The sequence below is a fragment of the Atlantibacter sp. genome (assembly GCF_032062175.1).
Classification (GTDB): Bacteria; Pseudomonadota; Gammaproteobacteria; order Enterobacterales; family Enterobacteriaceae; genus Atlantibacter.
Window position 1 is genome coordinate 25,228 of record NZ_DAMBQK010000008.1, and the last position, 18,665, is coordinate 43,892.

Sequence of the window (18,665 nt, forward strand, 5' to 3'; positions counted from 1 at the left end):
CCTTAATCAAACTTGATGCGCGTGGCTTTGAGGTTAACAATCGCGAGCGCGCCCACCAGCAGGAAGATCAGCGTGGCGATAGCGGCTGCGAGGCCGAAATCCTGACCGCCGCCGCCTTCAAAGGCGATGCGGTAGGTGTAACTCACTAACAGATCGGTATAGCCTGCCGGTGTGGTGGTGCCGAGACGGTCCGGTCCGCCGTTGGTTAGCAGCAGGATCAGCACGAAGTTATTAAAGTTGAACGCAAAGCTGGCGATCATTAACGGCGTTAGCGGCTTGAGCAGCAGCGGGAACGTGATTTTAAAGAAATTCTGGAACGGCGTCGCGCCATCCATCGCCGACGCTTCATAGAGATCGTCGGGAATCGCCTTCAGCAGACCCATGCACAGGATCATCATGTACGGATAACCCAGCCAAGTGTTCACGATGATAATCATGGCGCGGGCGGTGGTAGGGTCGGTAAACCAGGCGGGGCGGATGCCGAATACCGCACTGAGCATCATGTTGATTTCACCGAAGCTCTGATTGAACAACCCTTTGAAAATCAGAATCGAGATAAACGACGGCACCGCATAAGGCAGGATCAGCAGTACCCGATAAATCGCTTTGCCTTTCAGCGCTTCCCACTGCACTACGCAGGCCAACACCATACCGACCGCTACGGTCAGCACCACCGTCAACACCGAGAACACCACCGTCCACACAAAGATAGCAAAGAACGGTTTCTGAATGCCTTCGTCGGTAAAGACGCGCATAAAGTTATCCCAGCCGGTAGTCACCGTGTAGCCAGGACTGAGTTTTTCGCTGCCCCAACTGCCATCGGCGTTCAACGCCTGATAGAAGCCCACATCGGCATTCGGTGCGTATACCGCGCCGCTTTGGTTGTTGGTCAGCTTGCCGTCTTTCGCCAGCGTGTACAGCGGGCGCGTGCCCGAGAACTGGCGTAATGAACTCATCACCAGTTGGCTTTCATCTGGCAGTTCGGCGGTGATCTGGGTCAGCGCCTGACGGTTTTGGGTAATGATGCGCAGCGTGGCACGTTCACCGCTCGGCAGCGCGTCGGTTTCATTCAGTTTCAGGGTCTGCTCGCCGCCAAAGGTAAAGGCGTCGGAGACGTAGTTTTTGCCGCTTTCGCCATCGGTGAGCGCGAGCCGCCATTTTTCGTTATCCGGGTAAAGGCCGAAGCTGAAGGTTTTCCCCGCCTGGTACTGGCGGTCCATTAACACCTGCTGCGCGCGCTCGAACGTGAGCTGGTTGGTGCTGCTGTAGTTGGTAAACGCGATAGCGATGGTGCAGATCAGCGGGAACAGTACAAACAGCCCCATGCCGGCGAGGCCAGGGTAGACGTAGCGCCATGCGTAAGCGCGGCGGTTAGCGAAGATGTACAGGCCAACGGAGCTTAAGATCAGCGTCACGATGGCGAACAGATATTCCCCCTGGGCATACATCAATACCACAAGATAACCCACCATCAGGCCGAGCAGGGCGACGGCTGTCCACTTCAGCTTATCGCTTTGCCACCAGGGTCTCTTTTTAACTACATCCATGGGGTTTCCTTTTACAACGTATTTAATCGGCAAATCAACGCGGGCGGCGCAGGGCCACCCGCGATTGCTTCTTACTTGGCGATACGGCCCTGTGCGTCTTTCATCGCTTCATCCACAGTCTGACGGCCGCTAACGGCGTTGATGACCGCAGTACGAACGGCATACCAGAAGGCGGACATCTGTGGAATGTTCGGCATGATTTCGCCTGTCTCAGCGTTCGCCATGGTGGCGGCGATGCGCGGATCTTTCGCCAACTGCTCCTGGTAGGATTTCAGCGCCACGGCGCCCAGCGGTTTATCCTTATTCACTGCCGCCAGACCTTCGTCAGTCAGCAAGTAGTTTTCCAGGAACTCTTTCGCCAGTTCTTTGTTCGGGCTGGCGGCGTTGATACCGGCGCTCAGCACCCCAACGAACGGTTTCGACGGCTTGCCTTTGAAGGTCGGCAGCTGTGCGACGCCGTAGTTGATTTTGCTCTTATCGATGTTGGTCCACGCCCACGGACCGTTGATGGTCATGGCGGTTTCGCCTTTGTTAAAGGCGGCTTCTGCGATGGAGTAATCGGTATCGGCGTTCATCTGTTTGTTTTTGATCATATCGACCAGGAAAGTCAGGCCCGCTTTCGCGCCTGCGCTGTCCACGCCGACATCTTTCACATCATATTTACCGTTAGCGAATTTAAACGCGTACCCGCCGTCTGCCGCGATCAGCGGCCAGGTGAAATACGGTTCTTGCAGGTTGAACATCAGGGCGCTCTTACCTTTGGCCTTGAGTTCTTTATCTAATGCCGGGATCTCTTCCCAGGTTTTCGGCGGGTTAGGGACTAAATCTTTGTTGTAGATAAGCGACAGGGATTCAACCGCGACCGGATACGCGATCAGCTTGCCGTCATAACGCACCGCGTCCCAGGCGAAAGGAACCAGTTTGTCCTGGAAGGCTTTGTCCGGCGTGATCTCAGCCAGTAAGCCAGACTGCGCGTAACCCCCGAAACGGTCATGCGCCCAGAAAATGATATCCGGGCCGTCACCGGTGGCTGCAACCTGCGGATATTTCTCTTCCAGTTTATCCGGATGCTCAACGGTCACTTTAATGCCAGTGTCTTTTTCGAACTTCTTACCCACTTCGGCAAGGCCGTTATAGCCTTTATCACCGTTGATCCAGATTACCAGTTTGCCTTCTTCTATCTTGGCGAGAGCAGAGGCGGAGAACATCATCGTTGTCAGTGCAGACAACGCGAGGATGCGTGCGCCAGTGTTGAGTTTCATATGTCCCATCCTTTTTGGTGATGTGCACGTGGATACACGTAGTGGCTTTACCCTGCTTAGTCTGCGCATCTGGCAAGCGCTTCTCATCCTCCTTTACGCTACGCCCCTGGGCTGACTTGTGTGATCTGCGTTGCATAAGCGCGGGTTATGTGGGCTGGCGCACACAAAAAACCCCGCTTTTTTGACGCCACGATCACGATTTTCCCCGGCGAGCCGCGCCTGCGGTGGCAGACCTGCTTCTCTCATCCTCCCGTCTCCTCCCCCATCAAAAAGCGCGGGGGTGGAGGATTCATCCACACAGCTAATGACGGATAGTCGGGCAATACAGACGTTCTGCGGTATTGCAAAAAGTTGTTGAGGGAGAAAGGGATGGCAAGCGTTCAGCTGCGTAATGTAACGAAAGCCTGGGGCGACGTGGTGGTATCAAAGGATATCAACCTTGATATCACTGAAGGTGAGTTCGTGGTGTTCGTCGGACCATCGGGCTGCGGTAAATCGACATTGCTGCGAATGATTGCCGGGCTGGAAACAGTAACCAGCGGCGATTTATTGATTGGCGATAAACGCGTTAACGATGTGCCGCCCGCCGAGCGCGGCGTGGGCATGGTGTTTCAGTCCTATGCGCTTTATCCGCATCTGTCGGTGGCTGAAAACATGTCTTTCGGCCTGAAGCTGGCCGGGGCGAAGAAAGAGGTCATTAACCAGCGGGTGAACCAGGTTGCGGAGACGTTGCAACTGGCGCACCTGTTGGATCGCCGTCCGAAAGCGTTGTCCGGCGGCCAGCGCCAGCGCGTGGCGATTGGCCGTACCCTGGTGGCGGAACCACGCGTGTTTCTGCTTGATGAGCCGCTCTCCAACCTTGATGCCGCGCTGCGCGTGCAGATGCGTATCGAAATCTCCCGTCTGCATAAGCGCCTGAAGCGCACCATGATTTACGTCACCCACGACCAGGTCGAGGCCATGACCCTCGCCGACAAAATCGTGGTACTGGACGCCGGGCGCGTCGCCCAGGTGGGTAAGCCGCTTGAGCTGTATCACTACCCGGCAGACCGCTTCGTTGCGGGGTTTATCGGCTCGCCGAAGATGAATTTCTTACCGGTGAAAGTCACCGCCACCGCCATCGACCAGGTGCAGGTGGAGTTACCGAACCGCCAGCAAATCTGGCTGCCGGTAGACAGCGCAGGCGTGCAGGTGGGGACCAATATGTCGCTGGGCATTCGCCCGGAACATTTGCTGCCCAGTGAAATTGCCGACGTCACGCTGGAAGGCGAGGTCCAGGTGGTCGAGCAGCTCGGACACGAAACGCAAATTCATATCCAAATTCCGGCCATTCGTCAGAACCTGGTCTACCGCCAGTCTGACGTGGTGTTGGTAGAAGAGGGTGCCACATTCGCCATCGGCTTGCCGCCAGAGCGTTGCCATTTGTTCCGAGAGGATGGTACGGCCTGTCGTCGTCTGCACCACGAGCCCGGCGTTTAAGCATTCCAAAAACAACGCGAAGTCCACGAGACGACGCGTAAAAAAGAAAAGCAATGATCTCAGGAGATAGAATAATGATTACTCTGCGCAAAGTCCCACTGGCGGTCGCCGTTATGGCAGGCATTTTGTCTGCCCAGGCAGGCGCCGTTGATTTTAAAGGCTACGCCCGTTCCGGTATCGGCTGGACTGGCAGCGGCGGTGAGCAGGAGTGTTTCCAGGCTACCGGCGCTCAAAGTAAATATCGTCTGGGCAACGAATGCGAAACCTACGCAGAACTCAAACTGGGTCAGGAAGTGTGGAAAGAAGGCGATAAGAGCTTCTATTTCGACACTAACGTGGCGTACTCCGTATCACAACGTAATGACTGGGAATCCACCAGCCCGGCTTTCCGTGAAGCTAACGTCCAGGGTAAAAACCTGATCGACGCGCTGCCGGGCTCCACCATTTGGGCAGGTAAGCGCTTCTACCAGCGTCATGACGTTCACATGATCGACTTCTACTACTGGGATATCTCCGGCCCGGGCGCGGGTCTGGAAAATATCGACCTCGGCTTCGGTAAACTCTCATTCGCTGCAACTCGTTCTTCAGAATCCGGCGGCTCCTCCGCATTCTCTGATTTCGATGCCGACGGTAACCGTATTTATGACAACGTGGTACCGAACGACGTGTTTGACGTGCGTTTAGCCGGTCTGGAACTCAACCCAGGCGGTACGCTTGAGCTGGGCGTTGACTACGGTCACACCAACATTCCTGACGACTACTACCTGCAGCCGGGTGCATCCAAAGACGGTTGGTTGTTCACTGCCGAGCACACCCAAAGCATGATGAAAGGCTTTAACAAATTCGTGGTTCAGTACGGCCTGGATTCCATGACCTCTAACGGTAAGGGCATCCCGCAGGGTGCCAGCCTGAATAACGACGGCCACCTGCTGCGCTTTATCGACCACGGTGCCATCTCCCTGGGCGACCGTTGGGACCTGATGTACGTCGGTATGTACCAGGACATCGATCTGGACAACAACAACGGCACCCGCTGGTGGACCGTGGGCGTGCGTCCAATGTTCAAATGGACCCCGATCATGAGCACCCTGCTTGAAGTGGGCTATGACAACGTGAAGTCCCAGCGCACCGATTCCACCAACGACCAGATTAAAGTGACCCTGGCGCAACAGTGGCAGGCTGGCGACAGCATCTGGTCCCGTCCGGCCATCCGCGTGTTCGCGACCTATGCCAAATGGGATGAGTCCTTCGGTTACGCCAACAACGATTCCGGCGCGGGCTACACCGCAGGTTACGCTTATCAGGATACTTCCGCGCGCACCTTCAGCCGTGGCGATAACGATGAGTGGACCTTCGGTGCCCAGATGGAAATCTGGTGGTAATACAGCACGTGAGTTCATAAAACAAAGAGGGGCGAAAGCCCCTCTGTCTGACCATGCCTGTCCTGGGTGAGCGCGCTATTGCCTGGCTCCCGCTTACCCGCACGTTTGAGGTTATAACAATGAAAATGAATAAAAGTTTAATCGCGTTGTGTCTCTCTGCGGGTTTACTGGCAAGCCTCCCGGCCACCACCCTCGCAGCAGTGAATCTGGTTCCACAGGACGTTTCTGCTGCGCCAGCTATTCCGGCTCAGTCATTGCAACAGTTGCAATGGACGCCAGTCGACCAGTCTAAAACCCAAACCACCACCCTGGCGACCGGCGGCCAACCGCTGAACGCGCCGGGCATTGCCGGGCCGGTTGCCGCGTACAGCGTACCGGCGAATATCGGCGAACTGACAATCACCCTGACCAGCGAAGTGGATAAGCAAACCTCGGTGTTTGCGCCGAACGTGCTGGTTTTAGATCAGAATTTAACCCCGGCGGCATTTTTTCCCAGCAGCTTCTTTACCTACCAGGAACCGGGCGTGATGTCCGCCGATCGCCTTGAGGGTGTGATCAAGCTGACCCCGGCGCTGGGGCAACAGAAACTCTATTTACTGGTGTTCACTACCGATAAAGACCTACAACAAACCACCCAATTACTCGATCCGGCGAAGTCTTATGCCAAAGGCACCGGCAATGCGGTACCGGATATCCCTGACCCGATCGCCCGTCACACCACGGACGGTACGCTAAAACTGAAAGTCAAAACGTCTTCGGGCTCCAGCATTCTGGTGGGACCGCTGTTCGGTTCCTCGGGCCCTGGCCCGGTCACCGTGGGTAATACCGCCGCACCGGCAACCGCCTATGCCGCGCCAGCGCCGGCACCTGTGGTTGCGCCTGCCACGGCTCATGCCGCGCCGGCACCTGCGCCTGCCGCGAAGAGCGAGCCGGTATTAAACGACACGGAAAACTATTTCAATCAGGCCATTAAGCAGGCCGTTAACAGCGGGGATATCGACAAAGCCCTGAAACTGCTGAATGAAGCCGAGCGTCTGGGTTCTACCTCCGCCCGTTCAACGTTTATCAGCAGTGTAAAAGGCAAGGGGTGATTCACCCCGCATTGTTGATGCTTGTAAGGTTGGTGCGCTTCGGCGCACCTTTTTTTATTTGCCGCCGCGTTTGTTGCACATTTGTTGCGCTAAATCGTTATTGGTGACGTTTCCTCCGCCAACTTCCTGCCTTTCTGCGCTACAATGCCGGAAGACCTGGTTCCGGAGAGCAACACATGTCCCATCCTGCGCTCACGTCACTGCGTGCGCTGACCTTTTTCGATACCCTTCCCGAGCTGGATAGCGAATTGCGCGACTGGCTGCTGCTTGAAGACTCGATGACCAAACGTTTCGAGCAATTTTGCCGTAAAGTGCATGTCGATATTATCTTTGAAGGCTTTATCGGGCCGGAATTGCCCGATGACGAACGCGCTTGTCTGCCGCAGGAGCCGCGCTACTGGCTGCGCGAAATCGTACTGTGCGGCGATGGCGAACCCTGGCTGATTGGCCGCACCGTGGTGCCGGAATCGACGCTGTGCGGGCCGGAACTGGCATTGCAGCAGTTGGGCGAAACCCCGCTGGGCCGCTATCTTTTTACCCAGTCAACGTTGACGCGCGACTATATTGAGGTGGGGCGCAGCGAAAATTTATGGGGGCGCCGTTCCCGTCTGCGTTTATCCGGTAAACCGTTACTGTTGACTGAATTATTTCTGGCTGCATCGCCGTTGTACCAGGAGGAGAAATAATGGAGTGGAGCCTCAAGCAAAATAAGCTGCTGGCTTATCACCGCCTGATGCGCACAGATAAACCTATCGGCGCGCTGTTACTGCTTTGGCCGACGCTATGGGCGTTATGGGTTGCCACCCCAGGCCTGCCGCCGCTGTGGATCCTGGCGGTGTTTGTCGCAGGCGTATGGCTGATGCGCGCGGCGGGCTGCGTGGTGAATGATTATGCCGATCGCAAATTCGACGGGCATGTAAAACGTACCGCCAACCGTCCGCTGCCCAGCGGTGCGGTAACCGAAAAAGAAGCGCGTAATTTGTTTGTCGGGCTGGTGCTACTGTCGTTCCTGCTGGTGCTAACGCTCAACACCATGACCATTTTGCTGTCGGTAGCGGCGCTGGCGCTGGCGTGGGTGTATCCGTTTATGAAGCGCTATACCCATCTGCCGCAGGTAGTGCTGGGCGCGGCGTTCGGCTGGTCTATCCCAATGGCCTTTGCCGCCGTGAGTGAAAGCGTGCCGCTCAGCTGTTGGCTGCTGTTTATCGCTAACATCTGCTGGGCCGTGGCTTACGATACGCAATACGCTATGGTCGACCGTGATGACGACGTTAAAATCGGCATCAAATCCACGGCCATTCTGTTCGGTCGTCACGACAAGCTGATTATCGGTATTTTGCAGGTGGTGGTGATGGGCCTGATGGCGCTGGTGGGCTGGCTGAACGGGCTGGGCGCGGTGTTTTACGCGGCGATCCTGATTGCGGGCGCGCTGTTCGCGTATCAGCAAAAACTGATTGCGCATCGCGAGCGTGAAGCCTGTTTCCAGGCGTTTATGAACAACAACTATGTGGGCTTAGTGTTGTTTATCGGGCTGGTGTTCAGTTACCAACATCTCTAAATAAAACAGGCGGGATTTCCCGCCTGTTTTGTCTTTATGCGTCGCTCGCCTGAGCCGCCGCGCTTTCGATAGTCAACCGGATATCCGAGGTAATCAGGTCTGCCAGAAGCTGGTAAACCTTCATGGTCTCGGCCGGTTCGGCATCGCCGGTATCGCTGATAAAGCCTTCGTCGCGCAGTGTCGACACCAGGGTGCTGAATACCGCTTTGTCGAAGAATTCCGGCGCGTTAATCCCGTGCAACACCGACAGACGCTGCGCCACCGTACGGCTCTCTTTTTCCAGAGTGCCGCGGTTGATCGACGGGTTGGCGCTTAGTAGCCAGAAGGTGATGGCGTAGCGCTGCAGCGTTTCGCGCACCCCGGCCGCCAGCAACTGGAGCGTGCGTGAACGGGCCGGGTTAAGCTGCAATTTCTCGCCGTTTTCCACGATTAACTGCTGCTGCAACAACTCATCCACCAGCGCATCAAGCACTGCGCCCAGTTCGCTTTTCTCCCAGCGCAGGAACAACTCCGCTTTCAGCATCGGGTAGAGCACTTCAACCTGGCGCAGCAACTCTTCACGGGTAATGTGACGATGCTGGGCGATCATGGCCGCCAGCAGCGATGGCAGCACCAGCATATGATGAATGTTGTTGCGGTAGTAGGTCATCAACACGGCCTGCTCGCGCGGCAGAATGATAATGTCGCCGATGGTGTCTTTTTCGACTTCAAACTTGTTCATTTGCAGCGCGTGCTCAATCAGCTCGTTGGCGGATTGGGCTGGTGTCGTTGCATCCGGCGCATAAGGCACGTTACGCAGCAGGCTTAAGTAACAGCCGAGCTGTTCGGTCAACTGCTCGCGGGTAAGCGAACGTTGACGCGACGCCAGCAGCGCCGTACAGCATAAGTTCATGGCGTTAGCCGCGCCCGCGTTGTTGATGCGCACCATCAGGTCGGCCGCGATGGCATTCACCGTCGGCGTCAGCCAGGCAGGGCGGATCGCTTCAATCGGGTCGATGGAGTCACGCCATTCGGGCACGTGCTGGTTCAGGTACGTCATCAACGGCATCGGTTCGCCGAAGTTTACGTAGCCCTGGCCCAGGTTGCGCAGCTTGCTCAGCCCGCTAACCATCTTCGCGAAGTTCTCTTTCTCTTTGGTCGCGCCACGCAGCTCTTTGGCGTAAGTACCCACTTCCATCACGTGTTCATAGCCGATGTAGATAGGAACCAGCGTGATAGGGCGGGTGCCGCCGCGCAGCATCGCCTGGATGGTCATCGACAGGGTGCCGGTTTTCGGGTCCAGCAGGCGACCGGTACGGGAACGGCCCCCTTCAACAAAATACTCCACCGAATAGCCGCGGCTGAACAGTTCGCCCAGATACTCGCGGAACACCGTGGAGTAAAGTTTGTTGCCCTTGAACGTACGACGAATAAAGAACGCGCCCAGGCGGCGGAACATCGGGCCTGCTGGCCAGAAGTTCAGGTTGATACCCGCAGCGATGTGCGGCGGCACAAGGCCCTGGTGATACAGCACATAGGACAGCAGCATATAGTCCATATGGCTGCGGTGGCAGGGAACGTACACCAGTTCGTGACCGTCATGCGCCAGTTGGCGCACCCGCTCGGCGTTGTGCACATTAATGCCCTGATAGAGGCGGTTCCAGGTAAAGCCCAGAATGCGGTCCATCAGACGAATGGTTTCGTAAGAGAAGTTCGCCGCAATCTCTTCCATCAACGCCACGGCATTTTGCTGGGCTTTTTCATGGGAGATTTTTTTGCTGCGCGCTTCGTCTTCTACCGCGCGGGCAATGGCTTTAGAGGCCAGCAGCTTATTAAACAGGTCCTGACGCGCCGGTAAACGCGGCCCGACGGCGGCCAGGCGCTGGCGGGCGAAGTGCATACGCGCCACTCGCGCCAGCTTCTGGGCAATGGTTTTATCGGTGCCGTGTTCATCCGCCATGCGGCGCAGTGACAGCGAGGGCGAAAAGCGTACAAAGCTGTCGCGCCCTAACCAGGAAACGGCAAAAAATTTCTGCAAGCCGTTCAGCATCCGCAGCGGCGGGTTTACTTCGCCTTTTTCACGGCCCGGCGCGCGCCCGAACATCACCGATACCGGCACCATCTGCACATCAAGTTGCGGATTGCTGCGATGCAGATCGAGATAGTCGTGGAACAGCTTAATCGACTCCTCTTTCGGCGTGTAATAGGTGAATACCCGCGGCCCGCCGTGAATAAACACATGGCGCGGCAGCAGAGTGCCGTCAATTTCGAGAGGCTCCAGCGGGTCGGGCAAATCGTGTGCCAGACATTGTTGGCGCAGCGTCAGCAAGTCCGCCTTCGAGTTGTACGGAAGAACGTACATAATCGGGCGCGAGGTATCGAGCCCCAGTTCGGCGCACGGATCCGCCGGAATGGATTTGCTTTTTACCAGTACGCGTAATGGTAAATTAAGTAATTTGTAGTAAATTCGTGGCCAGCCGGACATAAACGATGTAAAGCCTCTGGTTAATAATGCAATTGCACCGCAAGAATATCAGAAACAAGCGGGAATTTCTGTGGTGCTTACGTTTCGTTGCTTAATGCTATTGATGCGCGTTTTTTAAAAAGGTTTCCTTTCATGGCGAATAACACCACCGGGTTGATACGAATAATTAAAGCAGCAGGTTACTCCTGGAAAGGCATTTGCGCCGCCTGGAAGAACGAAGCGGCGTTTCGCCAGGAGGGCGTCGCGGCGATTGTCGCCATTGCTATCGCCTGCTGGCTGGATGTCGATCCGATTACCCGGGTGTTGCTGATTGGCTCCGTCATTCTGGTGATGATTGTTGAGATCCTTAATAGCGCCCTCGAAGCGGTGGTCGATCGCATCGGCCCGGAATTTCATGAACTTTCCGGGCGCGCCAAAGATATGGGCTCGGCGGCGGTACTGTTTGCTATTTTACTGGCGCTGATGACCTGGGGCATATTGCTCTGGTCAAATTTGCGATAACTCTTCCAGATGTCGCTAACATGCGGATATTTGCTCATTTTGTGGTTTCAAAATCACCGTTAGCTGTATATACTCACAGCATTACTGTATATGCACCCAGGGGGCGGAATGAAAAGTTTAACGGCCAGACAGCAAGAGGTGTTTGATCTCATTCGGGATCACATCAGCCAAACCGGCATGCCTCCCACTCGTGCGGAGATTGCACAGCGTCTGGGCTTTCGTTCTCCTAACGCTGCAGAAGAACATTTAAAAGCCCTGGCGCGTAAAGGGGTAATTGAAATCGTTTCTGGCGCGTCGCGCGGTCTGCGTTTACTGGTGGAAGAGGAAGAGGGGCTGCCGCTGGTTGGGCGCGTTGCCGCGGGCGAACCGCTGTTAGCTCAGCAGCATATCGAAGGCCATTACCAGGTCGATCCCGGCTTGTTTAAGCCCAGCGCGGATTTCCTGCTGCGCGTTAGCGGTATGTCGATGAAAGATATCGGGATTATGGACGGCGATTTGCTCGCGGTGCATAAAACTCAGGATGTGCGTAACGGGCAGGTGGTGGTCGCGCGCATTGATGACGAAGTGACCGTTAAGCGTCTGAATAAACAGGGCAACACGGTGCAGTTACTGCCGGAAAACAGCGAATTCTCCCCAATCGTTGTTGACCTGCGTCAGCAGGCCTTTTCTATTGAAGGGCTTGCCGTCGGCGTGATCCGCAACGGCGAGTGGCTGTAAGCTCTGCTGCCTGATTTGAAGCCGTAGCGCGCCGCGTTACGGTATAGAATCCCCTACCGCTACGGATTGCGTCATGCCATTTTTCACGTCTGCTGATAAAGCATTGTGGCGCCTGGCGCTACCCATGATCTTCTCCAATATTACCGTGCCGCTGCTCGGCCTGGTGGATACCGCCGTTATCGGCCATCTCGATAGCCCGGTTTATTTAGCCGGTGTCGCCATTGGCGCAACCGCCACCAGCTTTCTGTTTATGCTGCTGCTGTTTCTGAGAATGAGCACTACAGGCTTAACCGCCCAGGCATTTGGTGCAAAAAACCCGCAGGCGATGGCGCGAGCCCTGGTGCAACCGCTACTGCTGGCGGTGCTGGCCGGGGTGGCGATTATGCTGTTACAGACCCCGCTGATTAACCTGGCGTTGCATATCGTAGGCGGCAGCGAAGAAGTATTACATCAGGCGCGGCGCTTTCTGGAAATCCGCTGGCTAAGCGCGCCTGCGACGCTGGCGAACCTGGTGCTGTTAGGCTGGTTATTGGGGGTGCAGTACGCGCGAGCGCCAGTGATCCTGCTGGTTGTTGGCAATGTGCTGAATATCGCACTCGACCTGTGGCTGGTGGTGGGGCTGGATATGAACGTGCAGGGCGCTGCGCTGGCAACGGTGGCGGCGGAATACATCACGCTGATCGTCGGATTGCTGATGGCCTGGCATGTCATGACACTGCGGGGCATCAATCCGGCAATGCTGCTCTCTGCCTGGCGCGGCGATATCTGGCGTTTACTGGCGCTCAATCGCGACATCATGCTGCGTTCGCTGCTGCTGCAAATCTGTTTCGCCAGCGTCACAATTTTAGGTGCGCGGATGGGGAGCGATGTGGTGGCGGTGAATGCCGTCCTGATGACGCTGCTGACGTTCACCGCCTACGCACTGGATGGTTTCGCCTATGCGGTGGAAGCCCATTCCGGGCAGGCTTACGGCGCAGGTAACAGCAACCAACTGATCAAAGTCTGGCATGCCGCCTGCCGCCAGGCGGGCCTGGTGGCGCTGATGTTCGCTACGGTTTATGCGCTGTGGGGCGAGCATATTGTTGCGATGCTGACCTCGCTGCCGGTTTTACAACAACAAGCGGATCGTTACCTCGGCTGGCAGGTGGTGCTGCCGCTGGTTGGCGTGTGGTGTTATCTGCTGGACGGCATGTTTATCGGCGCTACCCGTGGCGCGGAAATGCGTAACAGTATGACCGTGGCGGCTGCGGGTTTCGGCGTGACATTAATCGCTTTGCCCTGGCTGGGTAATCACGGGCTATGGCTGGCGGTAGCGGTATTTCTGGCATTGCGCGGGCTGTCGTTATGGCTCATCTGGCGGCGCCACTGGCAGCGCAATAGCTGGTTCAACGAGACGGGTCATGGTTAGTTACATCTGCTGACTCTCATTTAATTTCTGGCTATCTGCTTGATATATAAAATTTTTGTATCATTAATGCCGATTTTTATCTTTCGCGCTTGGTTAAAGATTCTGAATGTTTCAAACGAGTCGGAATGGTCGACTAAACTCATTATCACGTCCAGCAGATAATAACTGTTAAACACGGACGATAAACATTTAGCGTTTATAACCGAACGATGAGGACTACATCATGAATAAAGACGAAGTCGGCGGTAACTGGAAACAGTTCAAAGGTAAAATGAAAGAGCAGTGGGGTAAACTCACTGACGACGATATGACCGTTATCGAAGGTAAACGCGATCAACTCGTAGGGAAAATCCAGGAACGTTATGGATACGAGAAAGATCAGGCAGAGAACGAAGTAAAAGACTGGGAAACCCGTAACGATTACCGCTGGTAATCCCCGTCGTTTTTCTGCTTAGCCACCCTCATGGCTACCCTGCCCAGGTACAAGGATGTACCATTAACGCCTTCACTTACCGCGTTTTTTTACCTGAACTGAATGGTCGTGACCACAGTGTTCCGGGTGACGGCACGATTCTACCTCTTTGCAGCCTGAGCAAAGCCCGTGCGCTTCAATGACATTATGCCGCAGCGTAAAGCCCATATCGGCGGCTAATGCATCCATGATCTTCTCTACACCCTGCGCGCTCTGCTCTTTGACGACGCCGCAGCGGTCGCAAATAAACATCGCTGAGGTATGCGTCGGTTGATCGAACAGATGGCACAGAACATAGCTGTTGGTTGATTCAACCTTGTGAACAAACCCTTGCTCCAGCAGGAAATCCAGCGCCCGATAGACCGTCGGCGGCTTGGCCTGCGGCTCGGATTCGCGCAGCAAATCCAGGAGATCGTAAGCGCTAATCGCGCCTTTTTGTAACGTCATTAAACGCAACACTTCGAGGCGCTGCGGGGTCAGGCGTACGTTTCGTTGCTGGCAAAGATCTTCTGCCAGGGCAAGCATATGTTGTGACGTCGTCGTATCCATCAGCATCCCCATGGGTCACGTAAAACGCTTATTTTACCATGATCCGTCCAAAACGCCGACAGTGCGCAAGATCGTTCTTCCGCTTCGTTTTTCGCAAGCTCATCCATACGTATCAGTTCGATTGAAAAAAACCACATCTATAAATATTAAAGACTTACAAATAATTAACATGAGCCGCCTGAAGGCGGCGCGCTTTCAGGGCTCTGACGCCTGTCTTTCATAGGGACATTTACAGCCAATATTTTCCGCTGTGGAGGGACACAGCACCTGTTACGCAATCTATGACGAGACAGACTCCCGTGAAAAAAATAAAACTTTCTATAACGGCATTAGCAGTTTTTTTGGTGGTAACGAGTGAGGCCAGGGCGGCCAATACCTGGACGGAAGCGCGTGGCGATGCAATGGGAGGAACCGGCGTCGCGTCTGCGCATTATGGCAGCGGGGTACTGATTAACCCGGCGTTACTGGCAAAAGCGCAGCCAGAAGATACTGTCACCGTTATTTTCCCCACCGTGGGCGCGCAAATCAGCGATAAAGACAATTTACAGGACGAAATCGATAATATTAGCGATCGTATTGATTACTACAAAGAGGTGATTAACGATTTTGGTCCGGAAGACTTATTGAACCTCGGCGAATCAGTCCAACAGTTTCAGAATGCCGCAGGCGAACTGGCGAATCAGCTCGAGTCGCTGGAGGGCAAAATCGCCACCGCGCGAGCGGGGGCCGGGCTGGCCGTCAGTATTCCCAGCGATATGCTCTCGGTCGCTTTTGTGGCGAAAGGCTATGCCCATGCCCGGGTCAGTTCATGGATCGATCAGGAGGATATTACGTACCTGAGAGGGATCCAGGGAAGCGAGGCCATTGCCATTGACGTTGCGCGCGATGCCATCCTGAACGGTAGTGATGAGATCACCGATAACCTTCACTCTACCGGTTTTGGTCGCGTGGCGATTGTTTCCGACTATGGCGTCGCCTTTGCAAAGCAATTCGATATGGGCAGCGTACCGGTTTTTTTCGGCGTGACGCCGAAGCTGCAAAAAACCTGGCTGTATAATTACAGTGTGCCGATTTATGCCTACGACAGTAGCGACTGGAACAGCAGCCGTTACCGTACTGACAATACCGGTTTCAACGTTGACGCCGGTTTAGCCGCCGATCTCAGTGAAAACTGGACCGTTGGCCTGAGCGGGCAGAACCTGATTTCTCGCGATATTAATGCCAAAGAGGTCAACGGTTTTCGCGATAGCTATGAAATTACGCCACTGGTCACGGCGGGTATTGCCTGGCATAGCGGTATGTTGACCCTGGCGGCTGATGGCGATCTCACCGAAACCAAAGGATTCAAAAGCGAAGATAACAGCCAGTACGCCGGTGTGGGTGCGGAAGTGCGCCCACTCCCCTGGCTGTCGGTGCGCGCCGGTTATCGTACCGATATGAAAGGCAATGATAATGACGTGTTTACCGCCGGGCTGGGCTTCGCGCCGTTTAACCGAGTGCATATCGATTTAACCGGTATTGTCGGTGAGAAAGAAACCTGGGGGGCAGGAGCGCAACTTAAAGTCACCTTCTAAAATCACTGGACGGAATGGCGACATTCCGCCCATTTTTACAGAGTGTGGTATAGTATCGCCCCTTTTTTAACCTGATACGCCATCGTTTGATTATGCTGCCAGAATCTCAACCCACCGCTTTTGCCGCCCATCGCTTTTCTATCGCGCCGATGCTCGACTGGACTGACAGACATTGCCGTTATTTCCTGCGCCTGCTGTCACGCCATACGCTGCTGTATACCGAAATGGTGACCACCGGGGCGATTATCCACGGTAAAGGCGACTATCTGGCATTCAATGAAGAAGAGCATCCGGTAGCATTGCAGCTTGGCGGTAGCGATCCGGCAGCGCTGGCGCAGTGCGCGAAACTGGCTGAAGCGCGCGGCTACGATGAGATCAACCTTAACGTCGGCTGCCCGTCCGACCGCGTACAGAACGGTATGTTCGGTGCCTGCCTGATGGGCAATGCGCAACTTGTAGCGGACTGCATCAAGGCGATGCGCGACATGGTGTCCATTCCGGTCACTGTAAAAACCCGTATCGGCATTGACGACCAGGACAGCTACGAATTCCTGTGTGATTTTATCAACACCGTGTCCGGCAAGGGCGAATGCGAGATGTTTATCATCCATGCCCGTAAAGCCTGGCTTTCCGGCCTGAGCCCGAAGGAAAACCGCGAAATCCCGCCGCTGGACTATCCGCGCGTGTATCAACTGAAGCGTGATTTTCCACATTTGACTCTGTCGATTAATGGCGGCATCACGTCTCTTGAGCAGGCGAAGGCCCATCTGGCGCATATGGATGGGGTGATGGTCGGGCGCGAGGCGTATCAAAACCCAGGGATTCTGGCGGCGGTCGATAAAGAAATCTTCGGCGTGGAGAGCAACCGGGCCGATCCGGTGGCGGTGGTACGCGCCATGTACCCCTACATTGAGCGCGAGCTGAGCCAGGGGGCGTATCTTGGCCATATCACCCGTCATATGCTCGGGCTGTTTCAGGGCGTACCCGGTGCGCGCCAGTGGCGTCGCTATTTAAGCGAAAACGCCCATAAAGCGGGCGCGGATGTGGATGTGCTGGAACGCGCGCTGCAAAAAGTCGCTAATCCGCAATAAAATTTTCACTAAAAAGTAGTGAAATTCGCTACGCCTCGTCCATCGTGACGGGGCGTAGTTTTTTAAAATCAATCAGTTAAATTTGGCATGTTTCTTGTAATAGCACTCTCAGGAACGTATTATTTTGGGAGAGAAAGCCATGCTGGAAATTCTGTTCGTGTTAGGTTTTTTTGTGATGCTGCTGGTGACCGGCGTGTCGCTGCTCGGCATTCTGGTAGCGCTGGCAGTAGCGACGGCATTAATGTTTGTCGGCGGATTATTCGCCATCATTTTTAAAGTTTTACCCTGGTTATTACTGGCGGTCGCCATCGTTTGGGTGGTACGGACAATAAAACAGCCGAAGCTTCCGCTTTATCAGCGCAACAACCGTTGGCGTTACTAAGGATTGCGGCATGGGTCACAACCTGATGATCCGGTAAGGATTTATTCAGGGTGCTGCGTAGGAATTGCAGGGTTAATCTGTCAGTATGCACGGGTTAACGAATTCATCGCAGCTGTACCCTACATACGGCGCGAACTATAAAAAGAAAGGGCTTCCTGCGGGAAGCCCTAATTCTTTCTACGGTATCAACAAACTGGAGCCCTGGGTTGCTCGGCTTTCCAGCGTTTCATGGGCTTTTTGCGCATCCTTTAACGCAAAACGTTGCTCTGGCGATACATCCACTTTGATTACTCCACTGGCGATCAGCGAGAACAGTTCGTTGCTGGCTTCTTCCAGTTCTGCGCGGTTAGTGACGTAGCCGTTCAGCGAGGGACGCGTGACAAACAATGAGCCTTTTTGGTTGAGAATGCCGAGATTGACGCCAGTCACCGGCCCCGAGGCGTTACCGAAGCTGACCATCAGGCCGCGGCGTTGCAAACAGTCCAGTGACGCTTCCCAGGTCTCTTTACCCACCGAGTCGTAAACCACCCGCACTTTTTTGCCGCCGGTAATTTCGCGTACCCGTTCAGCGATGCTTTCTTCTTTATAGTTGATAACCTGCCACGCACCGGCCTGTTTGGCGCGTTCCGCTTTTTGCGCAGAGCCGACGGTGCCGATCAGTTTTGAACCCAGCGCTTTGGCCCACTGGCAGGCGATAAGCCCCACGCCGCCCGCCGCCGCGTGGAACAGGAACGGTTCGTCGGGTTTAATCTCATAGGTTTTGCGCAGCAGATAGAACACCGTCAGCCCTTTCAGGAATGACGCGGCGGCCTGTTCATAAGAGATGGCGTCGGGCAGCAAGGCGACTTTATCGGCAGGGACGTTGTGTACTTCGCTGTAGGCACCGAGGGACGATTGGGCATACACCACGCGATCCCCCGCTTTGATATGGGTAACGCCTTTGCCGACTTTGCTTACCACGCCAGCGGCTTCGGTTCCCAGGCCGCTGGGCAGCGCTGGTGGCGGATATAGCCCGCTGCGGATATAGGTATCGATGTAGTTAATACCGATGGCTTTATTCTCGACCTGGACTTCATTTTCCGCCGGGTCGCCAGGGGTGAACTCAACCGCTTTGAGCACGTCGGGGCCGCCATGCTTTTGAAACTCAATGCGTATTGCCATGTATCCTCCGCTGTCATATCGTTTGGG

The 18,665-nt window shown here is 55.2% G+C and carries 17 protein-coding genes; 12 read left to right on the forward strand and 5 right to left on the reverse strand.

From position 1 onward, the window contains the following. Positions 1-2 precede the first annotated feature (2 nt). Together malF and malE are read right to left on the reverse strand one after the other, a co-directional pair. Complete coding sequence (gene malF / locus RT120_RS09510) at positions 3-1,547, reverse strand: maltose ABC transporter permease MalF (protein WP_312982101.1); 1,545 nt, start codon at positions 1,545-1,547, stop codon at positions 3-5. Positions 1,548-1,618: 71 nt separating this feature from the next. Further along, positions 1,619-2,809 (reverse strand): maltose/maltodextrin ABC transporter substrate-binding protein MalE, encoded by a 1,191-nt coding sequence (gene malE / locus RT120_RS09515; RefSeq protein ID WP_312982103.1) that lies wholly within the window; start codon positions 2,807-2,809, stop codon positions 1,619-1,621. Between the two features lie 369 nt (positions 2,810-3,178). On the opposite strand from malE, the gene malK reads away from it, so the two are divergent. The 5 genes from malK (at position 3,179) to ubiA (ending at position 8,319) form a co-directional block, all read left to right on the forward strand. Beyond that, positions 3,179-4,288: a maltose/maltodextrin ABC transporter ATP-binding protein MalK gene (gene malK, locus RT120_RS09520; protein ID WP_312982104.1), complete on the forward strand. Its 1,110-nt coding sequence runs from the start codon at positions 3,179-3,181 to the stop codon at positions 4,286-4,288. A gap of 71 nt (positions 4,289-4,359) precedes the next feature. Further along, positions 4,360-5,670, forward strand: coding sequence for a maltoporin (locus RT120_RS09525; protein ID WP_312982305.1), 1,311 nt, complete (start codon positions 4,360-4,362; stop codon positions 5,668-5,670). Between the two features lie 119 nt (positions 5,671-5,789). Beyond that, entirely contained in the window at positions 5,790-6,761 is a 972-nt protein-coding gene (gene malM / locus RT120_RS09530; RefSeq protein WP_312982105.1) for a maltose operon protein MalM, read from the forward strand. Between the two features lie 176 nt (positions 6,762-6,937). Beyond that, positions 6,938-7,447, forward strand: a complete 510-nt coding sequence (gene ubiC / locus RT120_RS09535) for a chorismate lyase (RefSeq protein ID WP_312982106.1) — start codon at positions 6,938-6,940, stop codon at positions 7,445-7,447. Next, positions 7,447-8,319, forward strand: coding sequence for a 4-hydroxybenzoate octaprenyltransferase (gene ubiA / locus RT120_RS09540; protein WP_312982108.1), 873 nt, complete (start codon positions 7,447-7,449; stop codon positions 8,317-8,319). The genes ubiC and ubiA overlap by 1 nt, the downstream gene beginning before the upstream one ends. Before the next feature lie 34 nt (positions 8,320-8,353). On the opposite strand, the gene plsB is transcribed toward ubiA, so the two are convergent. Further along, positions 8,354-10,783 (reverse strand): glycerol-3-phosphate 1-O-acyltransferase PlsB, encoded by a 2,430-nt coding sequence (plsB, locus tag RT120_RS09545; RefSeq protein WP_312982110.1) that lies wholly within the window; start codon positions 10,781-10,783, stop codon positions 8,354-8,356. A 132-nt stretch (positions 10,784-10,915) separates the two neighbouring features. Between plsB and RT120_RS09550 the strand changes: the two genes are divergently transcribed. The 4 genes from RT120_RS09550 (at position 10,916) to RT120_RS09565 (ending at position 13,842) form a co-directional block, all read left to right on the forward strand. Beyond that, the gene (locus tag RT120_RS09550; protein WP_312982112.1) at positions 10,916-11,284 is read left to right on the forward strand and encodes a diacylglycerol kinase; all 369 of its coding nucleotides are present in this window, start codon (positions 10,916-10,918) and stop codon (positions 11,282-11,284) included. Positions 11,285-11,392: 108 nt separating this feature from the next. Further along, positions 11,393-12,001, forward strand: coding sequence for a transcriptional repressor LexA (lexA, locus tag RT120_RS09555; RefSeq protein WP_125294750.1), 609 nt, complete (start codon positions 11,393-11,395; stop codon positions 11,999-12,001). 73 nt (positions 12,002-12,074) lie between these two features. Further along, positions 12,075-13,409, forward strand: a complete 1,335-nt coding sequence (dinF, locus tag RT120_RS09560; protein ID WP_312982114.1) for an MATE family efflux transporter DinF — start codon at positions 12,075-12,077, stop codon at positions 13,407-13,409. A gap of 223 nt (positions 13,410-13,632) precedes the next feature. Then, the gene (locus RT120_RS09565; protein WP_002438376.1) at positions 13,633-13,842 is read left to right on the forward strand and encodes a CsbD family protein; all 210 of its coding nucleotides are present in this window, start codon (positions 13,633-13,635) and stop codon (positions 13,840-13,842) included. Between the two features lie 72 nt (positions 13,843-13,914). On the opposite strand, the gene zur is transcribed toward RT120_RS09565, so the two are convergent. Beyond that, the gene (gene zur, locus RT120_RS09570) at positions 13,915-14,430 is read right to left on the reverse strand and encodes a zinc uptake transcriptional repressor Zur (RefSeq protein ID WP_312982115.1); all 516 of its coding nucleotides are present in this window, start codon (positions 14,428-14,430) and stop codon (positions 13,915-13,917) included. A gap of 281 nt (positions 14,431-14,711) precedes the next feature. Here zur and RT120_RS09575 point away from each other — a divergent pair, with 281 nt between their 5' ends. The 3 genes from RT120_RS09575 to pspG all read left to right on the forward strand — a co-directional run bounded on the left by RT120_RS09575 (position 14,712) and on the right by pspG (position 17,477). Further along, positions 14,712-16,004: a conjugal transfer protein TraF gene (locus RT120_RS09575; RefSeq protein ID WP_312982116.1), complete on the forward strand. Its 1,293-nt coding sequence runs from the start codon at positions 14,712-14,714 to the stop codon at positions 16,002-16,004. 92 nt (positions 16,005-16,096) lie between these two features. Beyond that, positions 16,097-17,095, forward strand: a complete 999-nt coding sequence (gene dusA / locus RT120_RS09580) for a tRNA dihydrouridine(20/20a) synthase DusA (RefSeq protein WP_312982117.1) — start codon at positions 16,097-16,099, stop codon at positions 17,093-17,095. Positions 17,096-17,234: 139 nt separating this feature from the next. After that, on the forward strand, positions 17,235-17,477 hold the full coding sequence (gene pspG / locus RT120_RS09585; RefSeq protein WP_312982307.1) for an envelope stress response protein PspG: 243 nt from the start codon (positions 17,235-17,237) through the stop codon (positions 17,475-17,477). A gap of 177 nt (positions 17,478-17,654) precedes the next feature. On the opposite strand, the gene RT120_RS09590 is transcribed toward pspG, so the two are convergent. After that, positions 17,655-18,638, reverse strand: a complete 984-nt coding sequence (locus RT120_RS09590; RefSeq protein WP_312982118.1) for a quinone oxidoreductase — start codon at positions 18,636-18,638, stop codon at positions 17,655-17,657. Positions 18,639-18,665: the final 27 nt, after the last annotated feature.

Excerpts from the sequence above, each read along its gene's own strand:
- pspG (WP_312982307.1), top strand. The coding sequence starts at position 17,235 with ATGCTGGAAATTCTGTTCGTGTTAGGTTTTTTTGTGATGCTGCTGGTG.
- ubiC (WP_312982106.1), top strand. The coding sequence starts at position 6,938 with ATGTCCCATCCTGCGCTCACGTCACTGCGTGCGCTGACCTTTTTCGAT.
- RT120_RS09575 (WP_312982116.1), top strand. The coding sequence starts at position 14,712 with ATGACGAGACAGACTCCCGTGAAAAAAATAAAACTTTCTATAACGGCA.
- RT120_RS09565 (WP_002438376.1), top strand. The coding sequence starts at position 13,633 with ATGAATAAAGACGAAGTCGGCGGTAACTGGAAACAGTTCAAAGGTAAA.
- dusA (WP_312982117.1), top strand. The coding sequence starts at position 16,097 with ATGCTGCCAGAATCTCAACCCACCGCTTTTGCCGCCCATCGCTTTTCT.
- zur (WP_312982115.1), bottom strand. The coding sequence starts at position 14,430 with ATGGATACGACGACGTCACAACATATGCTTGCCCTGGCAGAAGATCTT.
- lexA (WP_125294750.1), top strand. The coding sequence starts at position 11,393 with ATGAAAAGTTTAACGGCCAGACAGCAAGAGGTGTTTGATCTCATTCGG.
- RT120_RS09550 (WP_312982112.1), top strand. The coding sequence starts at position 10,916 with ATGGCGAATAACACCACCGGGTTGATACGAATAATTAAAGCAGCAGGT.
- malF (WP_312982101.1), bottom strand. The coding sequence starts at position 1,547 with ATGGATGTAGTTAAAAAGAGACCCTGGTGGCAAAGCGATAAGCTGAAG.
- malK (WP_312982104.1), top strand. The coding sequence starts at position 3,179 with ATGGCAAGCGTTCAGCTGCGTAATGTAACGAAAGCCTGGGGCGACGTG.
- dinF (WP_312982114.1), top strand. The coding sequence starts at position 12,075 with ATGCCATTTTTCACGTCTGCTGATAAAGCATTGTGGCGCCTGGCGCTA.
- malM (WP_312982105.1), top strand. The coding sequence starts at position 5,790 with ATGAAAATGAATAAAAGTTTAATCGCGTTGTGTCTCTCTGCGGGTTTA.
- plsB (WP_312982110.1), bottom strand. The coding sequence starts at position 10,783 with ATGTCCGGCTGGCCACGAATTTACTACAAATTACTTAATTTACCATTA.
- ubiA (WP_312982108.1), top strand. The coding sequence starts at position 7,447 with ATGGAGTGGAGCCTCAAGCAAAATAAGCTGCTGGCTTATCACCGCCTG.
- malE (WP_312982103.1), bottom strand. The coding sequence starts at position 2,809 with ATGAAACTCAACACTGGCGCACGCATCCTCGCGTTGTCTGCACTGACA.
- RT120_RS09590 (WP_312982118.1), bottom strand. The coding sequence starts at position 18,638 with ATGGCAATACGCATTGAGTTTCAAAAGCATGGCGGCCCCGACGTGCTC.